The 21,205-nt window shown below is 41.1% G+C and carries 23 protein-coding genes; 18 read left to right on the forward strand and 5 right to left on the reverse strand.

Annotation, left to right across the window (positions count from 1 at the left end):
• The first annotated feature begins 9 nt into the window (after window positions 1–9).
• The 4 genes from M3204_RS18040 (at window position 10) to M3204_RS18055 (ending at window position 4,182) form a co-directional block, all read left to right on the forward strand.
• The gene (locus M3204_RS18040; protein WP_251485283.1) at window positions 10–876 is read left to right on the forward strand and encodes an AAA family ATPase; all 867 of its coding nucleotides are present in this window, start codon (window positions 10–12) and stop codon (window positions 874–876) included.
• A complete protein-coding gene (locus tag M3204_RS18045; protein WP_251485286.1) occupies window positions 873–2,303 on the forward strand; it encodes a CpaF family protein in 1,431 nt (476 codons plus the stop codon). Before M3204_RS18040 ends, M3204_RS18045 begins: the two co-directional genes overlap by 4 nt.
• On the forward strand, window positions 2,300–3,259 hold the full coding sequence (locus M3204_RS18050; protein WP_251485298.1) for a type II secretion system F family protein: 960 nt from the start codon (window positions 2,300–2,302) through the stop codon (window positions 3,257–3,259). Before M3204_RS18045 ends, M3204_RS18050 begins: the two co-directional genes overlap by 4 nt.
• Window positions 3,260–3,342: 83 nt before the next feature.
• Window positions 3,343–4,182, forward strand: a complete 840-nt coding sequence (locus M3204_RS18055; protein WP_251485301.1) for a type II secretion system F family protein — start codon at window positions 3,343–3,345, stop codon at window positions 4,180–4,182.
• A gap of 41 nt (window positions 4,183–4,223) precedes the next feature.
• Here M3204_RS18055 and M3204_RS18060 read toward each other — a convergent pair whose 3' ends face one another.
• Window positions 4,224–5,006, reverse strand: a complete 783-nt coding sequence (locus M3204_RS18060) for a hypothetical protein (RefSeq protein ID WP_251485304.1) — start codon at window positions 5,004–5,006, stop codon at window positions 4,224–4,226.
• A 511-nt stretch (window positions 5,007–5,517) separates the two neighbouring features.
• On the opposite strand from M3204_RS18060, the gene galU reads away from it, so the two are divergent.
• The 6 genes from galU to cydS all read left to right on the forward strand — a co-directional run bounded on the left by galU (window position 5,518) and on the right by cydS (window position 11,274).
• Window positions 5,518–6,414: a UTP--glucose-1-phosphate uridylyltransferase GalU gene (gene galU / locus M3204_RS18065; protein WP_251485306.1), complete on the forward strand. Its 897-nt coding sequence runs from the start codon at window positions 5,518–5,520 to the stop codon at window positions 6,412–6,414.
• A 1-nt stretch (window position 6,415) separates the two neighbouring features.
• Window positions 6,416–7,738, forward strand: a complete 1,323-nt coding sequence (locus tag M3204_RS18070; RefSeq protein WP_251485309.1) for a UDP-glucose dehydrogenase family protein — start codon at window positions 6,416–6,418, stop codon at window positions 7,736–7,738.
• A gap of 129 nt (window positions 7,739–7,867) precedes the next feature.
• Window positions 7,868–8,515, forward strand: coding sequence for a phosphatase PAP2 family protein (locus M3204_RS18075; RefSeq protein ID WP_251485313.1), 648 nt, complete (start codon window positions 7,868–7,870; stop codon window positions 8,513–8,515).
• Between the two features lie 274 nt (window positions 8,516–8,789).
• Window positions 8,790–10,136, forward strand: coding sequence for a cytochrome ubiquinol oxidase subunit I (locus M3204_RS18080; protein WP_251485316.1), 1,347 nt, complete (start codon window positions 8,790–8,792; stop codon window positions 10,134–10,136).
• A complete protein-coding gene (locus M3204_RS18085; RefSeq protein WP_251485341.1) occupies window positions 10,133–11,158 on the forward strand; it encodes a cytochrome d ubiquinol oxidase subunit II in 1,026 nt (341 codons plus the stop codon). Before M3204_RS18080 ends, M3204_RS18085 begins: the two co-directional genes overlap by 4 nt.
• Before the next feature lie 11 nt (window positions 11,159–11,169).
• Window positions 11,170–11,274, forward strand: coding sequence for a cytochrome bd oxidase small subunit CydS (gene cydS / locus M3204_RS23995; RefSeq protein ID WP_435367734.1), 105 nt, complete (start codon window positions 11,170–11,172; stop codon window positions 11,272–11,274).
• 138 nt (window positions 11,275–11,412) lie between these two features.
• Here cydS and M3204_RS18090 read toward each other — a convergent pair whose 3' ends face one another.
• Window positions 11,413–11,736 (reverse strand): BC1872 family protein, encoded by a 324-nt coding sequence (locus tag M3204_RS18090; RefSeq protein ID WP_251485344.1) that lies wholly within the window; start codon window positions 11,734–11,736, stop codon window positions 11,413–11,415.
• A 211-nt stretch (window positions 11,737–11,947) separates the two neighbouring features.
• Between M3204_RS18090 and M3204_RS23765 the strand changes: the two genes are divergently transcribed.
• The 3 genes from M3204_RS23765 to M3204_RS18095 all read left to right on the forward strand — a co-directional run bounded on the left by M3204_RS23765 (window position 11,948) and on the right by M3204_RS18095 (window position 12,645).
• On the forward strand, window positions 11,948–12,076 hold the full coding sequence (locus M3204_RS23765; protein ID WP_285857054.1) for a hypothetical protein: 129 nt from the start codon (window positions 11,948–11,950) through the stop codon (window positions 12,074–12,076).
• Between the two features lie 16 nt (window positions 12,077–12,092).
• Window positions 12,093–12,224, forward strand: a complete 132-nt coding sequence (locus tag M3204_RS23770; protein ID WP_285857053.1) for a hypothetical protein — start codon at window positions 12,093–12,095, stop codon at window positions 12,222–12,224.
• A gap of 178 nt (window positions 12,225–12,402) precedes the next feature.
• Complete coding sequence (locus M3204_RS18095; RefSeq protein WP_251485346.1) at window positions 12,403–12,645, forward strand: hypothetical protein; 243 nt, start codon at window positions 12,403–12,405, stop codon at window positions 12,643–12,645.
• Between the two features lie 168 nt (window positions 12,646–12,813).
• On the opposite strand, the gene map is transcribed toward M3204_RS18095, so the two are convergent.
• The gene (gene map / locus M3204_RS18100; protein ID WP_251485350.1) at window positions 12,814–13,557 is read right to left on the reverse strand and encodes a type I methionyl aminopeptidase; all 744 of its coding nucleotides are present in this window, start codon (window positions 13,555–13,557) and stop codon (window positions 12,814–12,816) included.
• Between the two features lie 183 nt (window positions 13,558–13,740).
• Here map and M3204_RS18105 point away from each other — a divergent pair, with 183 nt between their 5' ends.
• The 3 genes from M3204_RS18105 to M3204_RS23775 all read left to right on the forward strand — a co-directional run bounded on the left by M3204_RS18105 (window position 13,741) and on the right by M3204_RS23775 (window position 16,452).
• Window positions 13,741–14,697, forward strand: a complete 957-nt coding sequence (locus M3204_RS18105; RefSeq protein ID WP_251485353.1) for an ABC transporter ATP-binding protein — start codon at window positions 13,741–13,743, stop codon at window positions 14,695–14,697.
• Window positions 14,690–16,207 carry an osmoprotectant update ABC transporter permease/substrate-binding subunit OpuFB gene (gene opuFB, locus M3204_RS18110; protein WP_251485360.1) on the forward strand — a complete coding sequence of 506 codons (1,518 nt, stop codon included), beginning with the start codon at window positions 14,690–14,692 and terminating at the stop codon, window positions 16,205–16,207. The genes M3204_RS18105 and opuFB overlap by 8 nt, the downstream gene beginning before the upstream one ends.
• Window positions 16,208–16,329: 122 nt before the next feature.
• On the forward strand, window positions 16,330–16,452 hold the full coding sequence (locus M3204_RS23775) for a hypothetical protein (RefSeq protein WP_285857052.1): 123 nt from the start codon (window positions 16,330–16,332) through the stop codon (window positions 16,450–16,452).
• Between the two features lie 62 nt (window positions 16,453–16,514).
• On the opposite strand, the gene brnQ is transcribed toward M3204_RS23775, so the two are convergent.
• The gene (gene brnQ, locus M3204_RS18115) at window positions 16,515–17,879 is read right to left on the reverse strand and encodes a branched-chain amino acid transport system II carrier protein (protein WP_251485377.1); all 1,365 of its coding nucleotides are present in this window, start codon (window positions 17,877–17,879) and stop codon (window positions 16,515–16,517) included.
• 1,046 nt (window positions 17,880–18,925) lie between these two features.
• Between brnQ and M3204_RS18120 the strand changes: the two genes are divergently transcribed.
• Window positions 18,926–19,525 carry a kinase gene (locus M3204_RS18120; RefSeq protein ID WP_251485380.1) on the forward strand — a complete coding sequence of 200 codons (600 nt, stop codon included), beginning with the start codon at window positions 18,926–18,928 and terminating at the stop codon, window positions 19,523–19,525.
• Between the two features lie 373 nt (window positions 19,526–19,898).
• On the opposite strand, the gene M3204_RS18125 is transcribed toward M3204_RS18120, so the two are convergent.
• The gene (locus M3204_RS18125; protein ID WP_251485382.1) at window positions 19,899–20,027 is read right to left on the reverse strand and encodes a Phr family secreted Rap phosphatase inhibitor; all 129 of its coding nucleotides are present in this window, start codon (window positions 20,025–20,027) and stop codon (window positions 19,899–19,901) included.
• 163 nt (window positions 20,028–20,190) lie between these two features.
• Between M3204_RS18125 and M3204_RS18130 the strand changes: the two genes are divergently transcribed.
• Entirely contained in the window at window positions 20,191–21,099 is a 909-nt protein-coding gene (locus tag M3204_RS18130) for a helix-turn-helix domain-containing protein (protein ID WP_251485384.1), read from the forward strand.
• Window positions 21,100–21,205 lie beyond the last annotated feature (106 nt).

A 21,205-nucleotide genomic window follows, 5' to 3' on the forward strand; every position in this document is an offset into this window, starting at 1 on the left:
TGATCAATCATGGAAAACGCGGATGGACTGCAAATACATGAAAAGAAGCCGGCAAAGATCAGACGCGGCGAGCTTATTGCCGTTTGCAGTGCAAAAGGCGGGATTGGTCGCACGATTCTGACGGTCAATCTGGCTGGTGCTCTGGTAAAGAAGAACATTACAGTAGCAATCCTGGACGGAGACTATCAATTTGGCGATGTAGGGCTCGCCATGGATCTGAAGTCGGCTTTTACAATCAAGGAAGTGATTGAAGGAATCAATACTCTTGATGAACACAGCCTTGCTGGCTATATGTCAAGGCACGAAAGCGGAGTGAAGGTCATGGCGGCACCCGAGCGCCCTGAATATGCCGACCTTGTAACGAAAGAAGCTGTAGATAAAATCCTTGACCTGATGCTGATGAATTATGACTATGTTGTTGTCGATACTTCTGTCGGTCTAAGTGACCATACTGTACATATCGCCGAAAAGGCTGACCAGCTCATGGTGATGGCGAATCTCGAGATGACAGCCTTGAAAAATACAAAACTGATGCTTGAGACCTTTGATATCCTCGAGCTCCGAAATAAAGTAACCCTGGTAGTGAACAGGGCGAACATGGAAAGTGTGATTCAGGCGGAGGATGCTGCGAGGATACTAGGTTACGAGGATCCGATTTATATCCCGAATGATTTTCAGACATGCTCACAATCACTGAATATAGGTATTCCTTTTGTGATAAACCAGGGAAAGACAGATGTAGCAAAAGCGATTTTCAAGATGGCTGAACGGATCACGAGCCGCCGTGAAATTACATTATTCAAGGAACCGAAAGCTCCTTCTTTCCTATCAAAATTACTTGGCAGAAAACGCTTGAAGGGAGGAACAGAACAATGAGCCTTCTGAATCGCATACAGGAAAGGACACAACAGGCTGAAGGAGCAGATGGCCTGCAGGACGATCTCACTGTCCAGGCTGTCCCGCAGCCGAAAGTAGACATCAGGTCCGTCTTCAGGGAGCCGCATAAAAAAGAAGCTGTCAGCCCTGAAGTCCAGAGAAAGCAAGATAAGCATCAGGAACTGAAAAACCTTATCCATAAAAAAATCCTTCAGGAATATAAAGATGCACCTGTAGAAGATATCATCCCAAAGCTTGATGCCATGGCAATTGAAATCATGAAAGAGGATGAGCAATTCCGAGGAAGCATTGATCGCAAAAAGGTCGTTGATGAACTTATGAATGACCTGACTGGTTTTGGGCCAATCAATCCACTGCTGATGGATGAAGAGGTCAGTGAGGTGATGGTAAACGGTCCGGATCAGGTTTATTGCGAACGAAAAGGGAAAATTGAATTGACCTCGATCATGTTCCGTGATGATGAACATGTCATGAGCATCATTGAAAAAATCGTCGCTCCACTTGGCAGAAGGATTGATGAAAGCTCCCCAATGGTAGATGCGCGGCTTCCTGATGGTTCTCGTGTAAATGCGATCATACCTCCGCTTGCTCTGAATGGGCCAACGATCACGATCCGGAAATTCTCCAAGGATCCTTTTCAAATTGAGGATTTAGTCAACTTTGGAACGCTGAGTGAGGAAATGGCAATCTTCATGGAGGCCTGTGTAAAAGCAAGGCTGAATATATTCGTATCTGGTGGAACAGGTTCGGGAAAAACGACAACGCTGAATGTATTGTCCAATTTCATTCCGCATGATGAGCGGATCATCACGATTGAAGATGCTGCAGAACTCCAGCTTGGCCAGGACCATGTCGTTTCTCTTGAATCGAGGCCGCCGAATATTGAAGGGAAGGGATCTATCACTATAAGGGACCTGGTTAGGAACTCGCTAAGGATGAGGCCTGATCGTGTTGTCATCGGGGAGGTCCGTGGCGCTGAAGCTCTAGACATGCTGCAGGCGATGAATACTGGCCATGATGGGTCCCTTGCTACAGGCCACTCCAACAGTGCAAGGGATATGATCGCGCGTCTTGAGACAATGGTGCTCCTGGCAGGTGTAGAGCTTCCGGTAAAAGCGATCCGTGAACAGATTGCCGGGGCGATTGATGTCATTATCCAGCAATCCCGATTGAAGGATGGCTCAAGAAAAATCACGAGCATCACTGAGGTACAAGGCATGGAAGGTGATGTCATTGTGCTTCAAGACATATTTTCATATAAACAGCAGGGTGTAAATGAAGATGGAAAGATTATAGGGCATCTTGTTCCTACCGGTGTCCGCCCCAAGTTTTATGAACGGCTTGAAGCTTCGGGCATCCATATTCCGGCGAATGTCTTCATCGAGAGTGAGGAGTGGGGAGAATGATTTATGGTATTTCCGCACTGTTCATGCTGTCAGCCTTTCTATTATTCTACTCGATTTTTCAAAGGATTTTGCTCTCGGACAAGCGTCTTGAAAAGCGGATTGAAAAATATCTTGCCAGTCCTGGAACCAAGTTGGACAGAAAACAATACGATTTGATGGTTTACTATCAAATGACAAAGCAAAAGGTCCGGAAAAACATGCTGACCAAGGAGAAGAATTCAAAGCTGGAGACTTTGCTGAGAAGATCAGGGCTTCCGCTAAAGCCAGAGGAGTATATATTATTCAAATGGCTTGCTGCAGGTATATCCGGGGTTCTCTTGCTCTTGGTTTTCGGGAACATTATTCTGATGATCCCAGGTTTTTTACTCGGACTTTTGTTTCCGCGATGGTATGTGAAAAAGAAGATTAAGGAACGTGTTGTGAGGTTCAACGATGGACTCCCTGACATGATTTCTACGATTGTTGGATCCCTAAGAGCCGGATTCAGCTTCCAGCAGGCCTTGAAGGCAGTTACAGAGGAAGCTGGGTCGCCAATTAAGGAAGAAATGGAAAGCGTGCTTAAAGAAATGCAGTACGGTGCCAGTCTCGAAGACTCCTTGAATGACCTGAAGAATCGGATGCCGAGTGAGGATTTGGATTTAATGATCCAGGCAATTTTGATTCAGCGCCAGGTCGGCGGAAATCTCGCAACCGTGCTCGATAAAATTGTCCAGACGATCAGGGAGCGAACAAAAATTCACAGGCAGATTTCATCTCTGACAGCACAGGGCAGATTATCCGGGATTGTTATAGGGCTATTGCCAATCATACTGGCTTTTGTCCTCTATTTAATAGAACCAGAATATATCGGCACCTTGTTCAATCATCCGGTTGGAATAGCCTTAATAGCTGCAGGACTCGTTTCTGGAACGATTGGATTCTTTTTAATCCGGAAAATTACGTCGGTCGAGGTGTAAGGATGCTATACTTTACATTTTTCTTAACCATATCATTTTCGATTTACGGTCTCTATTTAACGAGGGCAGAGAAGGCATCTCATATGAAAAAGCGGATGTCTGCTTTCGTCAGCGGTGTAAAAGAGGAGCCTGCAATTACAGCAGAAAAGAACAGCGGTGCTACTTTATATGATCGAATCGCCAAACCGCTGATGAACGATTTTAAAAAAAGTTTTAAGAGAAGGATGCCAGGGGAAAAGGAAGCAAAAATCGAAACGAAGCTTCAGCTGGCAGGAAGTCCTTTTGGAATGACACCTGTAGATTTTAGGCTGCTGCAAATCTCGCTGGCTTTGCTTTTTCCACTTTTGGCTGGAGGCTATGGTGCTTTGCTGAAGACAGGGTATTCGGGCATTTTCCTGTTTTTCATTGTCGGACTGGCAGTAGGTACAGTTCTGCCCCATTATTATTTAAGCATCAAGAAAAAGGCCAGGAATAAAAGCGCCTTAAAGGAACTTCCCGATATCCTTGACCTGCTGACGGTCAGTCTTGAAGCCGGCCTCGGTTTTGATTCCGCTGTCAGCAAGGTCGTATCAAAAAAGAATGGGGTTCTTTCAGCTGAATTTCACCGGAGCCTAGAAGAACTGAGGCTTGGGCGTACAAGGAGAGAGGCTCTTTCAGGAATAAAAAACAGGTTGGAAGTCGAGGAGGTCCGCGCCTTTATCAGCAGCATCCTCCAGGCAGAAAAACTTGGGATCGGCCTCGTGCAGGTCCTTCGTGTACAGTCCAACGAAGTCCGCGAAAGAAGAAGGCAGCGAGCGGAGGAGGAGGCAATGAAGGCACCTGTCAAAATGTTGTTTCCCCTCGTCCTGTTTATTTTCCCGAGCCTGTTTATCGTTTTGCTAGGACCGGCGCTGATTCAATTTATCCAAACCTTTTCAAAATGAAAAAATGGACTGGCTGCAACACCCGCGCCAGTCCATTTTTTTTATTTTTTTACGATTTTTGATGGATTGTTGATTTTATAGGCAACCGAAACATCCAGCAGCATAGTTTCATCTTCCACGTCCTTGCCCTTTGGCAGGCTCTTCTTGACGATCTTGCCATCAAACTCCAGCTCCTGGCCTGGTTCAAGTTCAAGTTTTTTCAGTGTTTTGCTATGGGAGCCCCAGGCAAGTCCTACCTCTATTGGCTCATCCGATTCAATTCTCACATCTTCAAACACGACGACTTCATCGTTGTCTTCATTGAAATGATTCCAGCTCAGCGCGAATTGCTTTACCTTCGCAATGAAATGAACTTTTTCTTCTGGCAGCACCAATTTGGGTGCCTTTTCCTTCTTCTCTTTTGTTTTTCTAGCTGGTTTATCTGGTTTCACTTTCTCAGCTGCTGGTGCAGCTTGTGTGTTCACGACTTGCGTTTCAACTGCTTCGCTCTCGCCAGTTGATGGTTGAACAATGATTTCTTTTCCGAAGCTGGATGACTGCATTTCTTTCAAGTAAGCTGGATGGATGCAAGACAGGTTCCCGTCCTGGAATTCAACGACAAGGGTATTGAATTCTGCTGTTTCCCCGAATATTTCGTACCCCTTTATCCTGACAAGACAATGCTGGTTCCTGTCTTTGTACCAAAATTCCTTTTTGGTGCTCAGTCCCCATTCTTTTACCTTTTCCAAATAATGAGCTTCATCTTCAAAATGTTCGTATACGCCTTTAGGCGGGATATATTGTGTCAAATGTGATTGATTAGAGCCTGCAGCTGAATTTGCCATCTGTCCACTTCCTTTCATATCTATTTTACCTTTACAGGAAAAAGAAAAAAAGCTCCAGTCATTGTCGTTGGACGACAATGTACCAGAGCCGAATGAGATATCCCCCAGTATCCAGGACATGATGGACAAAAATATAGCGAGAAGAGCAATAACTGTCCGTCATCAGGGACATGACGGACAGAAGTGGAGCAAAAAGAGCAGTTATTGTCCGTCATCCATCTCCTCCCACATCTCGACAGGCACACATTTTCCTTTTACTAGATTCATGCCCTTACGTTTTTGGCCAACCTCGAATTTATTAAATAAGGTGGAACTTAAAGATAGCAAGGAGGAACATTGTGGATACGAAGTATTTGAAAAAGTGCATGAAGGAAATCAAGGTTCATGGATAGACAGGAATCTAGTTAATCCTCATGTTAATAGTCTATTTTCTAAATGGTAGGCCTTTAACGTGCCGGTTGCTTGACCTTTTGAATATATAAGACTATGGAATTCTAAAGGGAGGCAGTATATGAAAATCCGCAAAGCTATTATCCCGGCAGCCGGACTCGGGACACGATTTTTACCAGCAACAAAGGCACAGCCGAAGGAAATGCTGCCGATCGTTGATAAGCCGACCATCCAATATATTGTAGAGGAAGCAGTCGCCTCGGGGATCGAGGAAATCATTATCATCATCGGCAGAGGAAAAAGATCGATAGAGGACCATTTTGATAAGTCCTATGAACTGGAGGATGCATTACTCAGAAAGGATAAACTCGATATTCTCGAAGAAGTCCAGAGTATATCCAGTCTGGCAAATATCTATTATGTAAGGCAAAAAGAGGCACTTGGCCTGGGACACGCAATCCTTTGCGCCAAAAGCTTTATTGGCAATGAACCTTTCGCGGTATTGCTCGGCGATGATATCGTGATGTCGGAAACACCCTGCCTGAAGCAAATCATCAAGGTATTTGAATACTGCAATAGCTCGGTCATAGCCATTCAAAGCGTTGCGGATAACGAGGTCAGCAAATATGGCATCATCAAGCCAAAAGGAGCGAATTTCGAGCCCAACTTGTTTTATATTGAAAAATTGGTAGAAAAGCCTACCAGAGAAGAAGCTCCTTCGAATTTGGCGATTATGGGACGCTATGTATTAAGGCCGGAGATTTTTGAGGTCCTAGAAGAGCTTCCCATCGGCCAAGGAGGAGAGCTGCAGCTGACAGATGCCATCAATGAGCTGAATACCCGGCAGGCAGTATTGGCATTTAAATTCGAAGGCAAGCGATATGATATCGGGGATAAAATCGGTTTCATCAAGGCAACGGTGGACTTTGCGCTGCAAAGGGAAGATACCAGGGACGATGTCATTCAGTATTTAAAAGATGTGTACGAGATGACGGGCATGAAAAGAGAGTGTGACTGACATGAAGGTCGCTATACTTGGCACGGGTTATGTAGGATTATCCACTGGAGTCTGCCTCGCTGAAATCGGTCACGAAGTAGTTTGCATAGACGTTGATGAAAGGAAAATAGATACCCTCAAACAAGGAAAGTCCCCGATTTATGAACCAGGACTTGAAGAGCTTCTCAGTAAAAACTCCTCCGAAGGAAGACTGGCATTCACTACCTCTCATCAGCAAGGATTAAGCAAAGCGGACATGATCATCATTGCCGTCGGTACACCCCAGAGTGATGATGGGCAGGCGGACCTGAGCTTTCTTGAGCAGGCCGCAAAGGACCTAGCTGAACATATCGTTAGGGATTGTATTGTCGTCATAAAAAGTACGGTGCCGGTGGGCACGAATGATTATTTTAATCAACTGTTACTAAATCAATTAAAAAATAACGTTGAGATTAAAATGGTCTCCAATCCAGAATTTCTGCGGCAAGGGTCAGCCATCCAGGATACCTTGAAAGCGGACAGGATTATCATAGGCACTGAAGATGAATATGCTTCTGAAAAAATCCAGGAGATGTACCGGCCGCTGAACGTCCCATTTTTATTGACGGATGTGAGAAGCGCAGAAATGATAAAATACGCCTCTAACGCTTTTTTGGCAACGAAAATCAGCTTTATCAATGGAATCGCCAATCTTTGTGAAGCCACAGGAGCAGACGTGGAAGATGTAGCGAAAGGGATGGGCTACGACAAGCGGATTGGACCCGCCTTTTTAAATGCCGGAATAGGGTATGGCGGATCCTGTTTTCCCAAGGATGTAAAAGCGCTGCTGCATACATCCAGGGAACGTGGGGTCCCATTTTCCTTATTAGAAGAGACGATTTCAATCAATGATCTTCAGCAAGAGCTGCTTGTGGGGAAGGCTCTGAAACGTTTCGGTGAAATAAAGGGGAAGAAAATTGCCATGCTTGGACTTTCATTCAAGCCAGAAACGGATGACATGAGGGAAGCGCCGTCGATAAAAATTGCACGTGCTTTAACTGCTGCAGGTGCTGAAGTTACAGCCTACGACCCAGTTGCAGCCAGCAATGCAAGGAAAGTCATAGGTGATGTCATCACCTATGATGATTCAGCGTTAGAAGCAGCAAAAGAAGCAGATGCGTTGTTTATTCTCACAGAGTGGGAAGAGTTCACCCAGCTTGATCTCAAGGCTCTATTAAATGTCATGAAGCAGAGAATCATCTTTGATGGCAGGAACTGTTTAGATGAAACGGCCCTCAAGGCATGTGGGACAATTGAATATTATCCAGTCGGGAGGCCGGCAGTTATTTTAAGAGGGGATGATTGAGTTCATTCCTTCTTGTTTGTTTTGTGAACTTTACTAACTTGATAATGAGGTAATCATGAAAGGGCTTTTTAAAATAGCGGATCTGGGAATAGTAAGGGTGATTTAAAAAGCACTGGAGGGAACTGGTTCGTGAAGTTTAATCTGCAGCTTTTAATCTCCTTTTTAGGTTCGTTATTCGGCTTTATCGTTATGTCTTATCTGGTAAAGGCTGAACATCTGGTTATGTTCGACCGGGTTGTTATGGATAGGGTGCAGGGGCTCGAAGCAGCGGGCCTGACAGCGGCCATGAAATTCTTTACCTATATTGGCTCCTTAAAATTTATCGTCATCATGACCATTCCAATTTTCCTAGTTCTTTTTTACGTGTTAAAACATAGGCTAGAGATCCTTGTTTTCCTGTCTGTTGTTTATATTACACCGATTCTGAACAGGTTGTTGAAAATGTATTTTCATCGCGCCCGTCCTGACTTTAACCGGCTGATTGAAATAGGGGGATACAGTTTTCCGAGCGGCCATGCGATGAATGCTTTTTCTTTTTACAGCATCTTTGCTTTTCTGCTCTGGCGCCATGTCCCAACCGTGATGGCGAGAACCGCTGTCATCCTCCTCAGCACCTTTATGATTCTAGCGATTGGATTGAGCAGGGTTTATTTAGGCGTCCATTATCCAAGTGATATTATCGGAGGCTTTCTAGCGAGCGGCCTATGGGTTGCGGCTGTTATCTGGTTTTTTCAAAGATATAAAGAAAAGCTGGAAATACCTGCACGGAATCATTGACAATATACCCGGTTTTTTCCGTTTCAACCGGTGTGAGAACGGGAATGAAAATGAAAGACTCCGAAATGGATTACATATCACATTTCTCTCACATTTATATAGTATAAAAGATTAGATCACACCAAAATGTGAATTATTGAACAAACTACCGAGGTGACTTTATGTATAAAAAACAAGAAAGAGTGCTTATGTGGCTGGCCTTTATTGTGGCTGCGGTCATGGGTTTGTCTTTTATCGGAAGAATTATTGCTGGATAGAAATGGGGTATTGAAGAATGGGGAATGAAGAATCAGTTTTTTTTAGCCGTGTCTTAACGGAGCTTACATTATCCTTCCATATTATTTATGCCACCATCGGAGTGGGGATTCCGCTGATGATCATGATCGCTCAGTGGCTGGGAATCAAGAAGCAGGATGAACATTATATTTTAATGGCTAGAAGATGGACGCGAGGCTTTGTCATTACCGTTGCGGTTGGAGTTGTGACAGGGACGGCAATTGGATTGCAGCTATCATTGTTGTGGCCCAATTTTATGGAACTGGCGGGCAATGTGATTGCTCTCCCGCTGTTCATGGAAACATTTGCGTTTTTCTTTGAAGCGATTTTTCTGGGCATTTATTTATATACTTGGGACCGATTTGAGAATCAGAAAAAGCATTTACTTCTGCTGATTCCTGTTGCCATTGGCGCATCCTTTTCAGCCGTGTTCATCACAATCGTTAATGCATTCATGAATGCCCCGCAAGGCTTTGATCTTGTGAATGAACAGCTTGTGAATATTAACCCGGTTTTAGCAATGTTCAATCCGGCTATGCCAACGAAGGTAGCGCATGTACTTTCGACTGCCTATATGACATCCGCATTTATTTTGGGATCGATTGGAGCTTACCGTATTCTAAAGGGATCGAACCACATATACCACAAAAAAGCACTATTCTTAACAATGAAAATAGGCTTGATTTTTTCAATCGCAACCGCAGTTATTGGTGATTTTTCCGGCAAATATCTAGCAGAATACCAGCCGGAAAAACTGGCAGCAGCTGAATGGCATTTCGAAACGCATGAAGGCGCGCCTTTAATGCTATATGGTGTCCTTGATGATGGTGAAGTGAAATATGCCATTAAAATTCCTTACGCTCTCAGTATACTGGCGCACAGTAACCCGAACGCTGAAGTAATCGGACTCGATCAGTTTCCGGAAGAAGATATTCCACCGCTGTATATTCATTATCTATTCGATGGCATGGTAACCATCGGAATGTGGATGACCTTAGTATCACTTGTCTATGTGGTTGGTGTCTGGCTGAAATGGAGTTTTGTAAAAACCAGACTGTATCATTGGCTCATCGTATTCGGAGGCCCGCTGTCGATGATCGCTATAGAACTTGGCTGGTGGTTCGCTGAAGTCGGTCGTCAGCCGTGGATCCTTCGCGGCATCATGAGGACAGAAGAAGCTGCCACGACCAGCGGACAGGTAGATACAATGCTCCTTCTCTTTGCTGGTTTATATCTGATCTTAGCAATAGGCAGCATTGTTGTTCTCACGAGGATGTACAGGAAAAATACAGTGGAACAAGAATTGGCTGACAGGGATTTGGAGAAGGAAGGTGAGTTAAGATGACATTAGAGCTTATCGGAGTTTCGGTTCTTTGGTTCTTTCTGTTTGGCTATGTCATCGTCGCCTCCATTGATTTTGGAGCAGGCTTTTTCAATGCCTACAGCCTATTCCGAGGAAAGCAGCATATCCTGACCCGGATCATCCAACGCTACTTATCGCCCGTATGGGAAGTGACGAATGTATTCCTTGTATTTTTCTTTGTAGGAATCGTTGGATTCTTTCCAAAGACTGCCTACTATTATGGGACGATTTTGCTTGTGCCGGCAAGCATCGGCGTAATTCTGCTCGCCATACGTGGCGCTTACTATGCTTTTACAACCTATGGAGGGCTCACGCATAGAAGATATACGTATCTATATGGGCTATCAGGCTTGTTCATACCCGCTTCCTTATCGATCGTGCTGACCATTTCTGAAGGCGGCTTTGTAAATGAAAAGCAAACAGGGATTGAATTGGATTACTGGGCGTTGTTCACAAGCCCGCTTACATGGAGTATCGTCGTTCTCAGCTTGGCGGCAGTACTTTATATATCAGCTGTATTTTTAACTTGGTATGCGAATAAAGCGCAGGACGAACCGGCAACAGAACTGCTGCGGAAATACGCATTAATTTGGTCAGTCCCTGCCATTGTATCCGCAACGGGAATTATCGTTGAGCTTAAGGATCATAATCCAGAGCATTACAGCAGGTTATTCGATTTGTGGTGGATGTTTGCTCTATCATTTATCTTATTTGCGGGAACGGTTTATCTGATCGGAAAGCGAAAAGCATATGGAGTCGCATTTGGACTGCTGACGGGACAATTCCTCATTGCCTTCTTCGCATATGGAATTTCTCATTACCCATATCTGCTCTATCCGTATTTAACGATTTACGACAGTTTTACAAACGAAGCAATGGCAATTGCCCTCATCATCGCGTTCATCGCAGGGCTCGGTCTCCTGCTTCCATCCCTGTACCTGCTGCTAAAGCTGTTTTTATTCAATAAAGACTATGTCCAGGGCAAAAGGAATGACCATGCATAGGAGGTATAATAATGAGTGAATTTATGATGTTTTATGCACCGTTCATCGTCATTATCGGATCAATCATCGCGGCATTTTGGCTTGCAGGGAAGGATCAAGCGGTAGAAGAGGAATAGATATAGAATCAAAAAGAGCTGTAAAACCGGATGGTTTTACAGCTCTTTTAGGTTGCCGATCGGTCAATACAAAGCTCGTTTTGTATGAAGAAGTTCCTAAACCAACACAATCGCTGTCTAAAGGTTTTTACTTAGATACTAGCACAGCTTGCGCCACAAATTAGTTGTGTTAACTACTGAGTTATTCTCAATAATTGAGTAAGCTGCGTTCGTGATTGCCTGTGCCAAGGTTTCGCCACTAGCACGCATGTCATTAAACCAGACCTCAGAATCCCCGGCAGACCTGAAGTTGTACCCGAATGTCTCCAACTTTTCAACAATCAGCATCGCGTGATCCAGGTTTTGTTCAGGCTGGAAATCAGTTTCCTGAATAAAGACACCCTTCTCATAATCATACCATCTGTCCCACCGATTCAGCTTCCAGCCTAAAATCCTTCGTGCAATTGAGTCTGTTTTATTCATTTTTTTACCTCTCTCCCTGAAATTTACTCTGGTTTTTTATTATATAACAGATTATTTAAAATAATTATATTATATAACAGTTTAAGAGTGCAATTATAAATTGCTTTACTTATAAAATTTTCAGGCCAAAGGAATTTTAGATGCGGAAATGTCGAGTACGATGACATTTCACTGCCACTTTTGAGCATCTTAAATACTGGGGGTGACAAATATGAATGGAAAAGAAATCAATCAGCCAAATGTTAGATTAGGCGGAAAAATCGCAAAAGAAAAAGGCCGCACTAACGGTGAACTTGGCAATGACAAGGACATCAATAATGGCAAGAGCCGCAAAAAATAAGAAAGAGGGATCAGTGATGACGAACCGTAACGATAACCGCGAACGTAAAAATAAATATCCAAATAATAAAGATCAGGCAGCAATGAATGGTGGTACGATCCGAAGCGAAATGACGAAGAAGGATAGGAAAAAAGAAATAGGGCAATGAATCAACATCTGCGAATGAGATAGTAAGTTGAAAGCTGCAAACCCAGTGGTTTTGCAGCTTTTTTTGAGGATTCCATTATTTTCTTTTTTAAAAAGGGTGTTTGTGCCATGAAAAAACGTTTATAAAAATAAAGTTGGGCAATAAGAAAAGTAGATTCTTACCAGGAAGGAGTGGCAACATGAAGAAAAGAAATTTAATGATTTCATTCACTTTAGGGACTAGCCTGTTGCTTGCTGGATGTGGAAATACAGAAGAGCCGCCGCCGGAAGAGGACCCAGTGATGGAACAGGAAGAACAAGCTCCTCCAGCCCCTGATGGCACGACTGAAGAGCAAGGCGAACCTACCGAGGGTACAACCGAGGATGACCAAAATTTAACCGAAGATGAAATGGGAGAAGTTGAAGATTCCGTGGAAGAATAACGGATTGTCACAAGGCCCTTAGAATCATTATGGTTCTAGGGTTTTTTATTCTTTGAATCTTTTCGATTCCTTAGGAAAACACCTTATTAAAATTTCTAATACAAAAATAAAGTCTCTTGCGATGTCGCAAGAGACTAAAAAAACAAACTTTACGAAAAGATCCTTTCCTTATAAAGTAATCACAATCGGTCCATTTTTAGTTAGGATGATGGTATGCTCACATTGAGCAACAAAGCTGTTTTCTGTGACATATGTCCATTCATCGTTTTCATTTTGAAAAACTTCTTCCTCCCGAGTCGAGATGAAGGGTTCGAAAGCAATGACCATTCCATCTTTTAAAAGCTCGTCATCCCATGGTTCATTATAATTATAGATATGATCAGGCGCCTCATGAATCGTACGGCCGATCCCATGTCCTGTAAGATTCTTGATCACAGTTAGCCCGTTCTTTCTCGCAGTCGCCATAACTGCTTTGCCAAGCCCGCTTTTCTTCGAGCCTGGTTTCGCCTTTTTCAAACCTTCTTCAAAGGCCTCGACAGCTGTTTCGCATATCTTGGTCAAAATAGGATCTCCTTTGCCTACGACAAATGAGATTCCAGTATCTGCAAAATATCCATTTTTGGAGCCGGAAACATCGATATTAACAATATCTCCTTCTTTGATTACGCGGCTGCCCGGAATGCCATGTGCCACTTCTTCGTTAACACTTATACATGTATATCCAGGGAAATTATATTCTCCCTTCGGTGCAGAAATCGCTCCATGCTGCTCAAACAACGTGCCCGCAATTTCATCAAGTTCCTTCGTTGTAATCCCAGGTGCTGTCTTTTGAACTAATTCCTCCCGGATCAAGGCTACGATTCTTCCTATTTCTTTTAATCCGTTAAAATCTTCTTCTGTTTTTGCAATCATCTTTAATTCCCTTCCAGTATTCATCAATTTAAAATGCCTATGATTAGAGTATCCTTTTTAAGTATGATAATCCATCGTTTAGGTTTTCAAACTGTATAAAGGGTAGAAACTAAATAAGAGAAAATCATTTAATAAAAGTACAAGAAATTTCAGGACTATTCAGAAATATTTAGGGGTGAAGCAATGATCAGCTTTGAAAATGTGTCGAAGAAATATAAAGATGGAACTTATGCGGTAAATGAGTTTAATTTACATATCAACGAAGGAGAATTACTTGTTCTTATCGGTCCAAGCGGCTCCGGTAAAACGACTACATTAAAAATGATTAATCGATTGATTCCTCTTACAGAAGGAACGATCAAAATTAGCGATATAAAAATCAGCGACTATGATATTCATGAGCTGCGCTGGGATATTGGATATGTGCTTCAGCAAATAGCTTTATTTCCGCATATGACGATTGAAGAGAATATTGCAGTGGTCCCGGAATTGAAAAAATGGGAATCTCAAAAGATTAATCATCGAATAGATGAATTATTGCACATGGTCGGGCTGGATCCAAAAACCTACCGAAAAAGGAAGCCGCATGAATTATCCGGAGGGCAGCAACAAAGAATTGGCGTGGCCAGAGCACTTGCAGCCAACCCTCCAATTATTTTAATGGATGAGCCGTTCAGCGCACTAGATCCTATTAGCCGGGAAAAACTGCAGGATGATCTCATCGTTCTGCAAAAAGACATAAAAAAAACAATCGTCTTTGTAACTCATGATATGAAGGAAGCGTTAAAGCTCGGTGACAGGATTTGTCTGATGAAGGAAGGCAGAATTGTACAAACAGGGACTCCTGATGAGTTTCTTTATCAACCTGCAAATGATTTTGTCCGCGAGTTTGTGGGCATCGATCAGGGGAGAGAAAAAAGGGTGTCTGTTCGTGAAGGAATGATACCGTTAAAAGCTGCAGAAAAGCTAACTAATATGCCCGTGATAGCAACAGATGCTTCTATGTCGGAAATTGCTGGTTTGTTAAGCGAGCATGACGAGCTGGCAGTTAAAGAAATGGGTGAAATAGTCGGGACTTTAAACCGCCAGGGATTTATCCGTATTTTATCCAGTCAGATGGAGGGGAAATTAAATGAATAGCCTGACTTCTACACTATTAGAAAGAAAAGATGAGCTTTTAAGTGCCCTTCTGGAGCATATCCAAATTTCTTTTATTGCCTTGTTCTTTGCCGTCCTTATCGCAATTCCCCTGGGAATTTACCTGACAAGAAAGAAGCAGATCTCAGAAGGAGTCATTGGAATTACTGCTGTTCTGCAAACGATACCGTCGCTGGCACTGCTTGGTTTATTAATACCTCTATTCGGGATTGGCAAAGTCCCAGCAATCATTGCCCTTGTGGTCTATGCGCTGCTGCCGATTTTGAGAAATACATATACAGGAATCAATGAAGTCGATCCATCGTTAATCGAAGCAGCCCGTGCTATGGGTATGAACAGTAAGCGTCGTCTACTGAAAGTTGAACTTCCTCTGGCTATGCCGGTCATTATGGCTGGAATCCGTACGGCGATGGTCTTGATCATCGGAACAGCTACGATTGCCGCTCTAATTGGAGCTGGAGGATTGGGGGATCTTATCCTCCTCGGGATTGACAGGAATAATACTGCTTTAATCGTTCTTGGTGCGATACCCGCGGCATTGCTTGCCATCTTATTTGACCTTGTGCTTAGAAGATTCGAACGTGTTTCCTTTAAGAAATCTCTTTTCACGATTGGCACGATTTCTATGGCAGTACTTCTAATGATGCTCATTCCGTTCTTAGGAGGAAAAAATGAAGAAGAGATTGTCATTGCCGGAAAACTCGGATCCGAGCCTGAAATATTAATCAATATGTATAAACTCTTAATTGAAGAAGAAACAGATCATACTGTTCAGTTAAAGCCTGGGCTGGGGAAGACCTCTTTTGTTTTTACTGCATTGGAAAACGGCAATATTGATATATATCCTGAATTTACTGGCACGGCAATATCGGAATTTTTAAAACAAACTGCAGGCAGCACAAACCAGGAAGAAGTATACCAACAGGCAAAAGAAGGGATGAGAAAAGAGTTTGCTATGGAAATGCTTCAGCCAATGGACTATAACAACACCTATGCCTTAGCTGTTCCTGAACAGCTGGCTAAAGAAAATAACCTTAAATCCATTTCTGACTTGAAATCCATTGAATCTAAGTTAAAAGCGGGGTTCACGCTTGAATTTTCCGATCGGGAGGATGGTTACAAGGGAATCCAAAAGCTCTATGGTTTAAATCTTCCAAGCTTAATTACAATGGAGCCGAAACTAAGGTATGGTGCAATGAAAAATGGTGAAATAAACCTTGTGGATGCATATTCAACTGACAGTGAGCTGCAGCGATATAATTTAGTCGTACTGGAAGATGATAAAAATTTATTCCCGCCTTATCAGGGAGCTCCTCTTCTTAGAGCAGAAACAGCAGAAAGATATCCAGAAATTGTAGAGGCCCTCAACAAACTGGCGGGTAAAATCAACGATGACGAAATGCGGAAGATGAATTACCAGGTGAATGTTGAAGGGAAATCTGCTGAGGAAACAGCAAGGGAGTATTTAATCAAAGCGGGATTATTAGAATAACACAATCAAGAACATCACAGAATGAATCTGAAAAAACGACACAAACTAAAATCATGGGTGTCGATAGTGAAAATACTAGTACACCCTTGGTTAATAACTGAAATAACATAAGGGGTGATAAAGTGGCTAAAAATAAATCTAAGAAAAATACGGCTCTTCCAAAAGCAGATGTCGAATTTGCGGAAGAAAGAGGAAAGGGATTTGAAAAGGTAGCTTTAAAAGCCCAAAGAAACCAAAATAAATAATTTAGCGATGAATGAATAAAAGATAGAATACAGCAAAAGAAAAAAGAACTGCAGAGAAAATTCTACAGTTCTTTTTGGTTTGTCCTAGCTGGTAATTTAACTTTTGGCAAAATAAAGCCTATGACCGCTCCGATGAAGGCGGGAAGGATCCAGCCAAGGCCGATTTCGTATAGAGGAAGGATATCCATGTATATGGATTTTACCCAATCCAATATAGAAACACCCATGGATGGAACGTTAGCCACTAATGTGCTATATCCATCGAAAAAACTCACAAAGAATGTCATCGCCATGGAGGCAGCGTAAACGCTATGTTTATTGCCGAACAGTGGCGATAATAACGTCAAGAGGATAAGAATGATTGCTAAAGGATACAGGAACATTAGAACGGGTATGGCGAATTGAATGATATTGTTTAAACCGAAGTTTGCAATTGTAAAGGAAACGATGCATAGAATCAGCACAAAACTTCGATAGGTAACCTTAGGAAATAGGTTATGGAAAAATTCGCTGCATGCTGTGATGAGGCCAATGCTTGTTTTTAAACAGGCCAGGACTATGATGATTGCCAGCAAGATAGCACCGAAAGATCCAAAATAGTGCTGAGCGACTGCAGCAAAAATCTGGCCGCCATTCTCGTAAGTTCCTATTGTTAATACACTTGATGCCCCCATATACGTAATAAGTCCGTAAAGCAGCATCATTAATGTCATGGCGAAAATACCTGATTTCCATGTTGCTTTGGCAATATCCTTTGTATTGGTGATGCCTAATCCCTTAATGGCATTGATCACAACAATCCCAAAAGCGAGCGAAGCAAGGGCATCCATTGTATTATAGCCTTCTTTGAATCCTGTAATAAAGGCCAAATTGGCATAAGCTGCGTTCGGTTCCCCGAAATTCCCCATCGGTTTAATGATTGAGATTCCAATTAACACTGATAAAAAAAAGAGAAAGGCCGGTGTTAAATATTTTCCAATGTAGTCCATGACTTTTGCCGGATGAAGTGAGAAAAAGTAAACGATGGCAAAGAAGGCGAAACTGAAGAACCCGAGCCATATGCCAGCCTGTCCTGGATTTATATAGGGCTCAAACCCAACAACAAAAGGCACAGTAGCGGTGCGCGGTATCGCAAAAAACGGCCCAATCGTTAAGTATAGAACCGCTGAAAAGGCAACACCAAATATAGGGTGTACTCTGCTGGCCAGATCTCGCAGTCCAGTGCTTCCTGAAAGACCAATCGCCAAAATACCCAAAAACGGCAGGCCAATCGCTGTTACCAAAAAGCCAATTAAAGCAGGCCAGAAATTTGTTCCTGCAAGCTGTCCTAATTGGATAGGGAAGATCAAATTCCCCGCCCCAAAGTACATTCCGAATAGCATGGTTCCAATAAGTCCATAGGTTGAAAACGGTATTTTTTGCTGCATGTGATCTGCTCTCCTCTTCTTGATGTAGGTAATTATGGTCTTAATCTGTTCTTCTTAAGTTGGGAGGAATTTTTTAAAGAATTCTAAAAGAATAGAAGGAAAGAGGGGCCTTATCCTAAACACCTCGTAAGACAGGACATAATAAAAGGATTGCTCAGTCTATCACAAAAGAATTGTTAGTTCTACCCTTGCAACTCTCAAGAAGAATAATACTCAATACTATATATACTTGCTCTTCACAAGTCAATTAAGTTTTTAGTATTTTTAGAATAGTGGAGAAGCTGGAGAAACAGCTGCTTCCGAAAATGGAACAGTTTGCAACGAGCTCACCTGATTTCCGGTTTGGGGATGAAACGGAATGACCGAGCACATTAAGAAGAGATATAAGCAATTTTGGTGTTAGGGTGGATGGTGCTATCACCTGGCCGATATTGTCGGCATTCGTTGAGTCAAAGCCTTTCCTATCGTCAGTCGTTTTGGGGATTTTTCTCAGGAAGGAAAAATGGGAAATTCGGATGCAGGGAGAGGAAAAACCATTCGATTAAAATTTTATTAAAACAGAAGAGTGGCAGCACAGATAATAAAGAAAACCCTTGCAATCGCAAGGGTTTTCGGTAAGTGGAGAATAGGGGGCTCGAACCCCTGACCTCAACGCTGCCAGAGGAAACCCACTAGTTAAACTGAGTTAAATAAGTTAAATTAAAAACAATTAAGTCTTGATTTATAAGGGTTTGTGGACTGGTGGTAAACAATCTAAGTCAATTTAGTTCAATTAAATAAAATAAGTCTGTGCACTGTTTCGTGCACTATTTTAAGAGCATGTGGTCAAAAAATGGTCAGTTAAGATAACTCTAAACCAGCTGTTATAGTAATCTTAGTATAATTATAGGAATTATTTGACTAAATATTTTAACAAAAGATATGAGAAAAAATCTAAAATGCTGGGGATTTTTTAAGGTATTATGGGATTTTATGTTAATATGGTAAATGGTTTATTTGTTATTGAAATCCATAATTTTAAAAAATATAGAAATAATTAGAGGGGGATGTACTTGGAAAATAAGCTTCTCGCTATACTTAAAGTAATTCCCGAAATGGAGCAAGGTCAAAGGTTTATTCTCGGAATAGATGGTCTAAGTCGTTCAGGAAAAACAACACTTGTAAAAAAAGTTGAAGATTATCTTCGTGAAAAAAACGTTTCTGTCTGTATCTTTCATTTAGACGATTATATAGTTGAGCGAAAAAGGCGATACAACACTACTTATGATGAGTGGTATGAGTATTATTATTTGCAATGGGATGTTGAGTGGTTAAAAGATAATTTATTTAAAGAACTAAAAGTAGCTAAGGAACTGCACCTACTACAGTATGATTGTAATTCCGACACACAACAATTACAGGTAGTGGAAATGCCTGATACTTGTCTAATAATAATTGAAGGAGTATTTTTGCAACGAAGTGAGTGGAGAGTATTTTTCGATTATTTAATTTACTTGGATAGTGCAAGAGATAGAAGATTAAAACGTGAAAGTGCTGTAACACAAAAAAATATTAGTAAATTTAAAATGAGATACTGGAAAGCGGAAGATTATTATATTGAAACAGTCTCACCCATTGAACAAGCAAATTTAGTTATCTTGAATTAATTTATTGAAGTCTAATACTTACCTATCGATAGTGTTAGGTTAAGCAACAAACCATAAAAATAGAAACAAGCAGAAGATTCGCTGCCTCCACGTAATACTGTAGACAAACTCGAGGGAAATCGAGTTTGTCTGCAGTATTTGTGGTTGGCCTCAGAAGTTATTTTAGGGGCACACTAGTAGAAATTTAAAAACCGAATCTTACTTTTGAGAGTAAAAGTAACAAATTTTAAGAAGGATTCTTCCTAAAAAACTAATATTCTTCTACCTTCAAGATTAATATGCTGTGGTCATTCTATTATTGTGCAGAAAAATATAAATAAGTCTTAATCGCTTCCATTTAAAAGGGTATTATATAAATTAATAGTAGTAGTTATTAATGCTCAAAAGGTAAATCATATTCTATTTGATAATCTGAACAAACCTCATATTGTTCAGTTTGTGCACCAAAAGATAGAACACCTAATAAAAGAATACCCATAAATAGTTTTGTGATTTTTTTCATTTTTTTCGCCTCCTCTGTAGGAATATAACATTTTTACTATTTTTATGTGTTTAAATTTTTTTGTCATATTAGGTCAATTTATCTGTTTTTATACCTATTCTTGTTAAAAATCTGTATATTTTATTCTTTTAGGAATATTTGTAAGGTGGGAGGAGATTTATTAATGCCAGAGTTTAATTTCAAGAACTTAGGGCAATCGATCTATTCAATTAGAATAACCCTGGGGATTAGTCAAAAAGAATTAGCTGAGGGCATATGTAGTCAATCACAAATTAGTAAGATAGAAAATGGGGAGATTAGTCCTTATATACATACACTGATTAAGTTATCAGAAAGACTAGGGGTTAATTCGAATTATTTTATTAATCAAATATCCAAGGAACATTATGAGTTTATAGTACAAACCAAAGATGAAATTCGTAAAATGATAAAAGAAAAAGATTATAAAGAAGTAAAGAGATTAATAAATAAACTGGAAAAACATCCTTCTTTTCAAAATATTGAAGAGAAACAGTTTATTTATTGGCATAGAGGAATCAGTGATTATTATTTAAATGATGATGCCTCAAATGCTATAAAAATACTAAATAATGCACTGAAATTAAAAGAATCAATCCAGGCAACGGCACAAGATATCCAAATTATTAATAGTATCGGGATAATATATGGTGAAATGGAAGATTGGGAAAATGCAAGAAACTCTTTTTTAAATGCTGCGGATATTTTCAGGAAATCCTTGTATCCCATGGATTATAAAATCCTTGTAAGAATCAATTACAATTTAAGTAAGGTCATATTTAAATTGAAAGAAAATGCGAATGCACTGCAGGTAGTTAATAAAGGGTTAAACTTAGCTATCGAAAATGATTCCAGTTATTTGTTTGGTGAACTACTATATCAAAAAGGATTAATTTTAAATGAACTTGGCAAGATTAATGACAGTATAAGAAATCTTGAACAAGCACGGACAATTTTTGATTTATATGGGAAAGACTCATACTTGAAAAAAGTAAATGAAAAAATCAGTTTATTTAATGAATCATTAAATAGCAGTGTCTTCTATAAAAAATAAATTCTCAAAATCAAAATAATTTAAATCATGAATAACAAAGTTTAGGAAACCATCCAGAATTCTTGGGTGGTTTTTTTATTTGGCGTATCCTGTTGAGTCCTTAATT

This window comes from Mesobacillus subterraneus, from assembly GCF_023715485.1.
GTDB classification, from domain to species: domain Bacteria; phylum Bacillota; class Bacilli; order Bacillales; family Cytobacillaceae; genus Mesobacillus; species Mesobacillus subterraneus_B.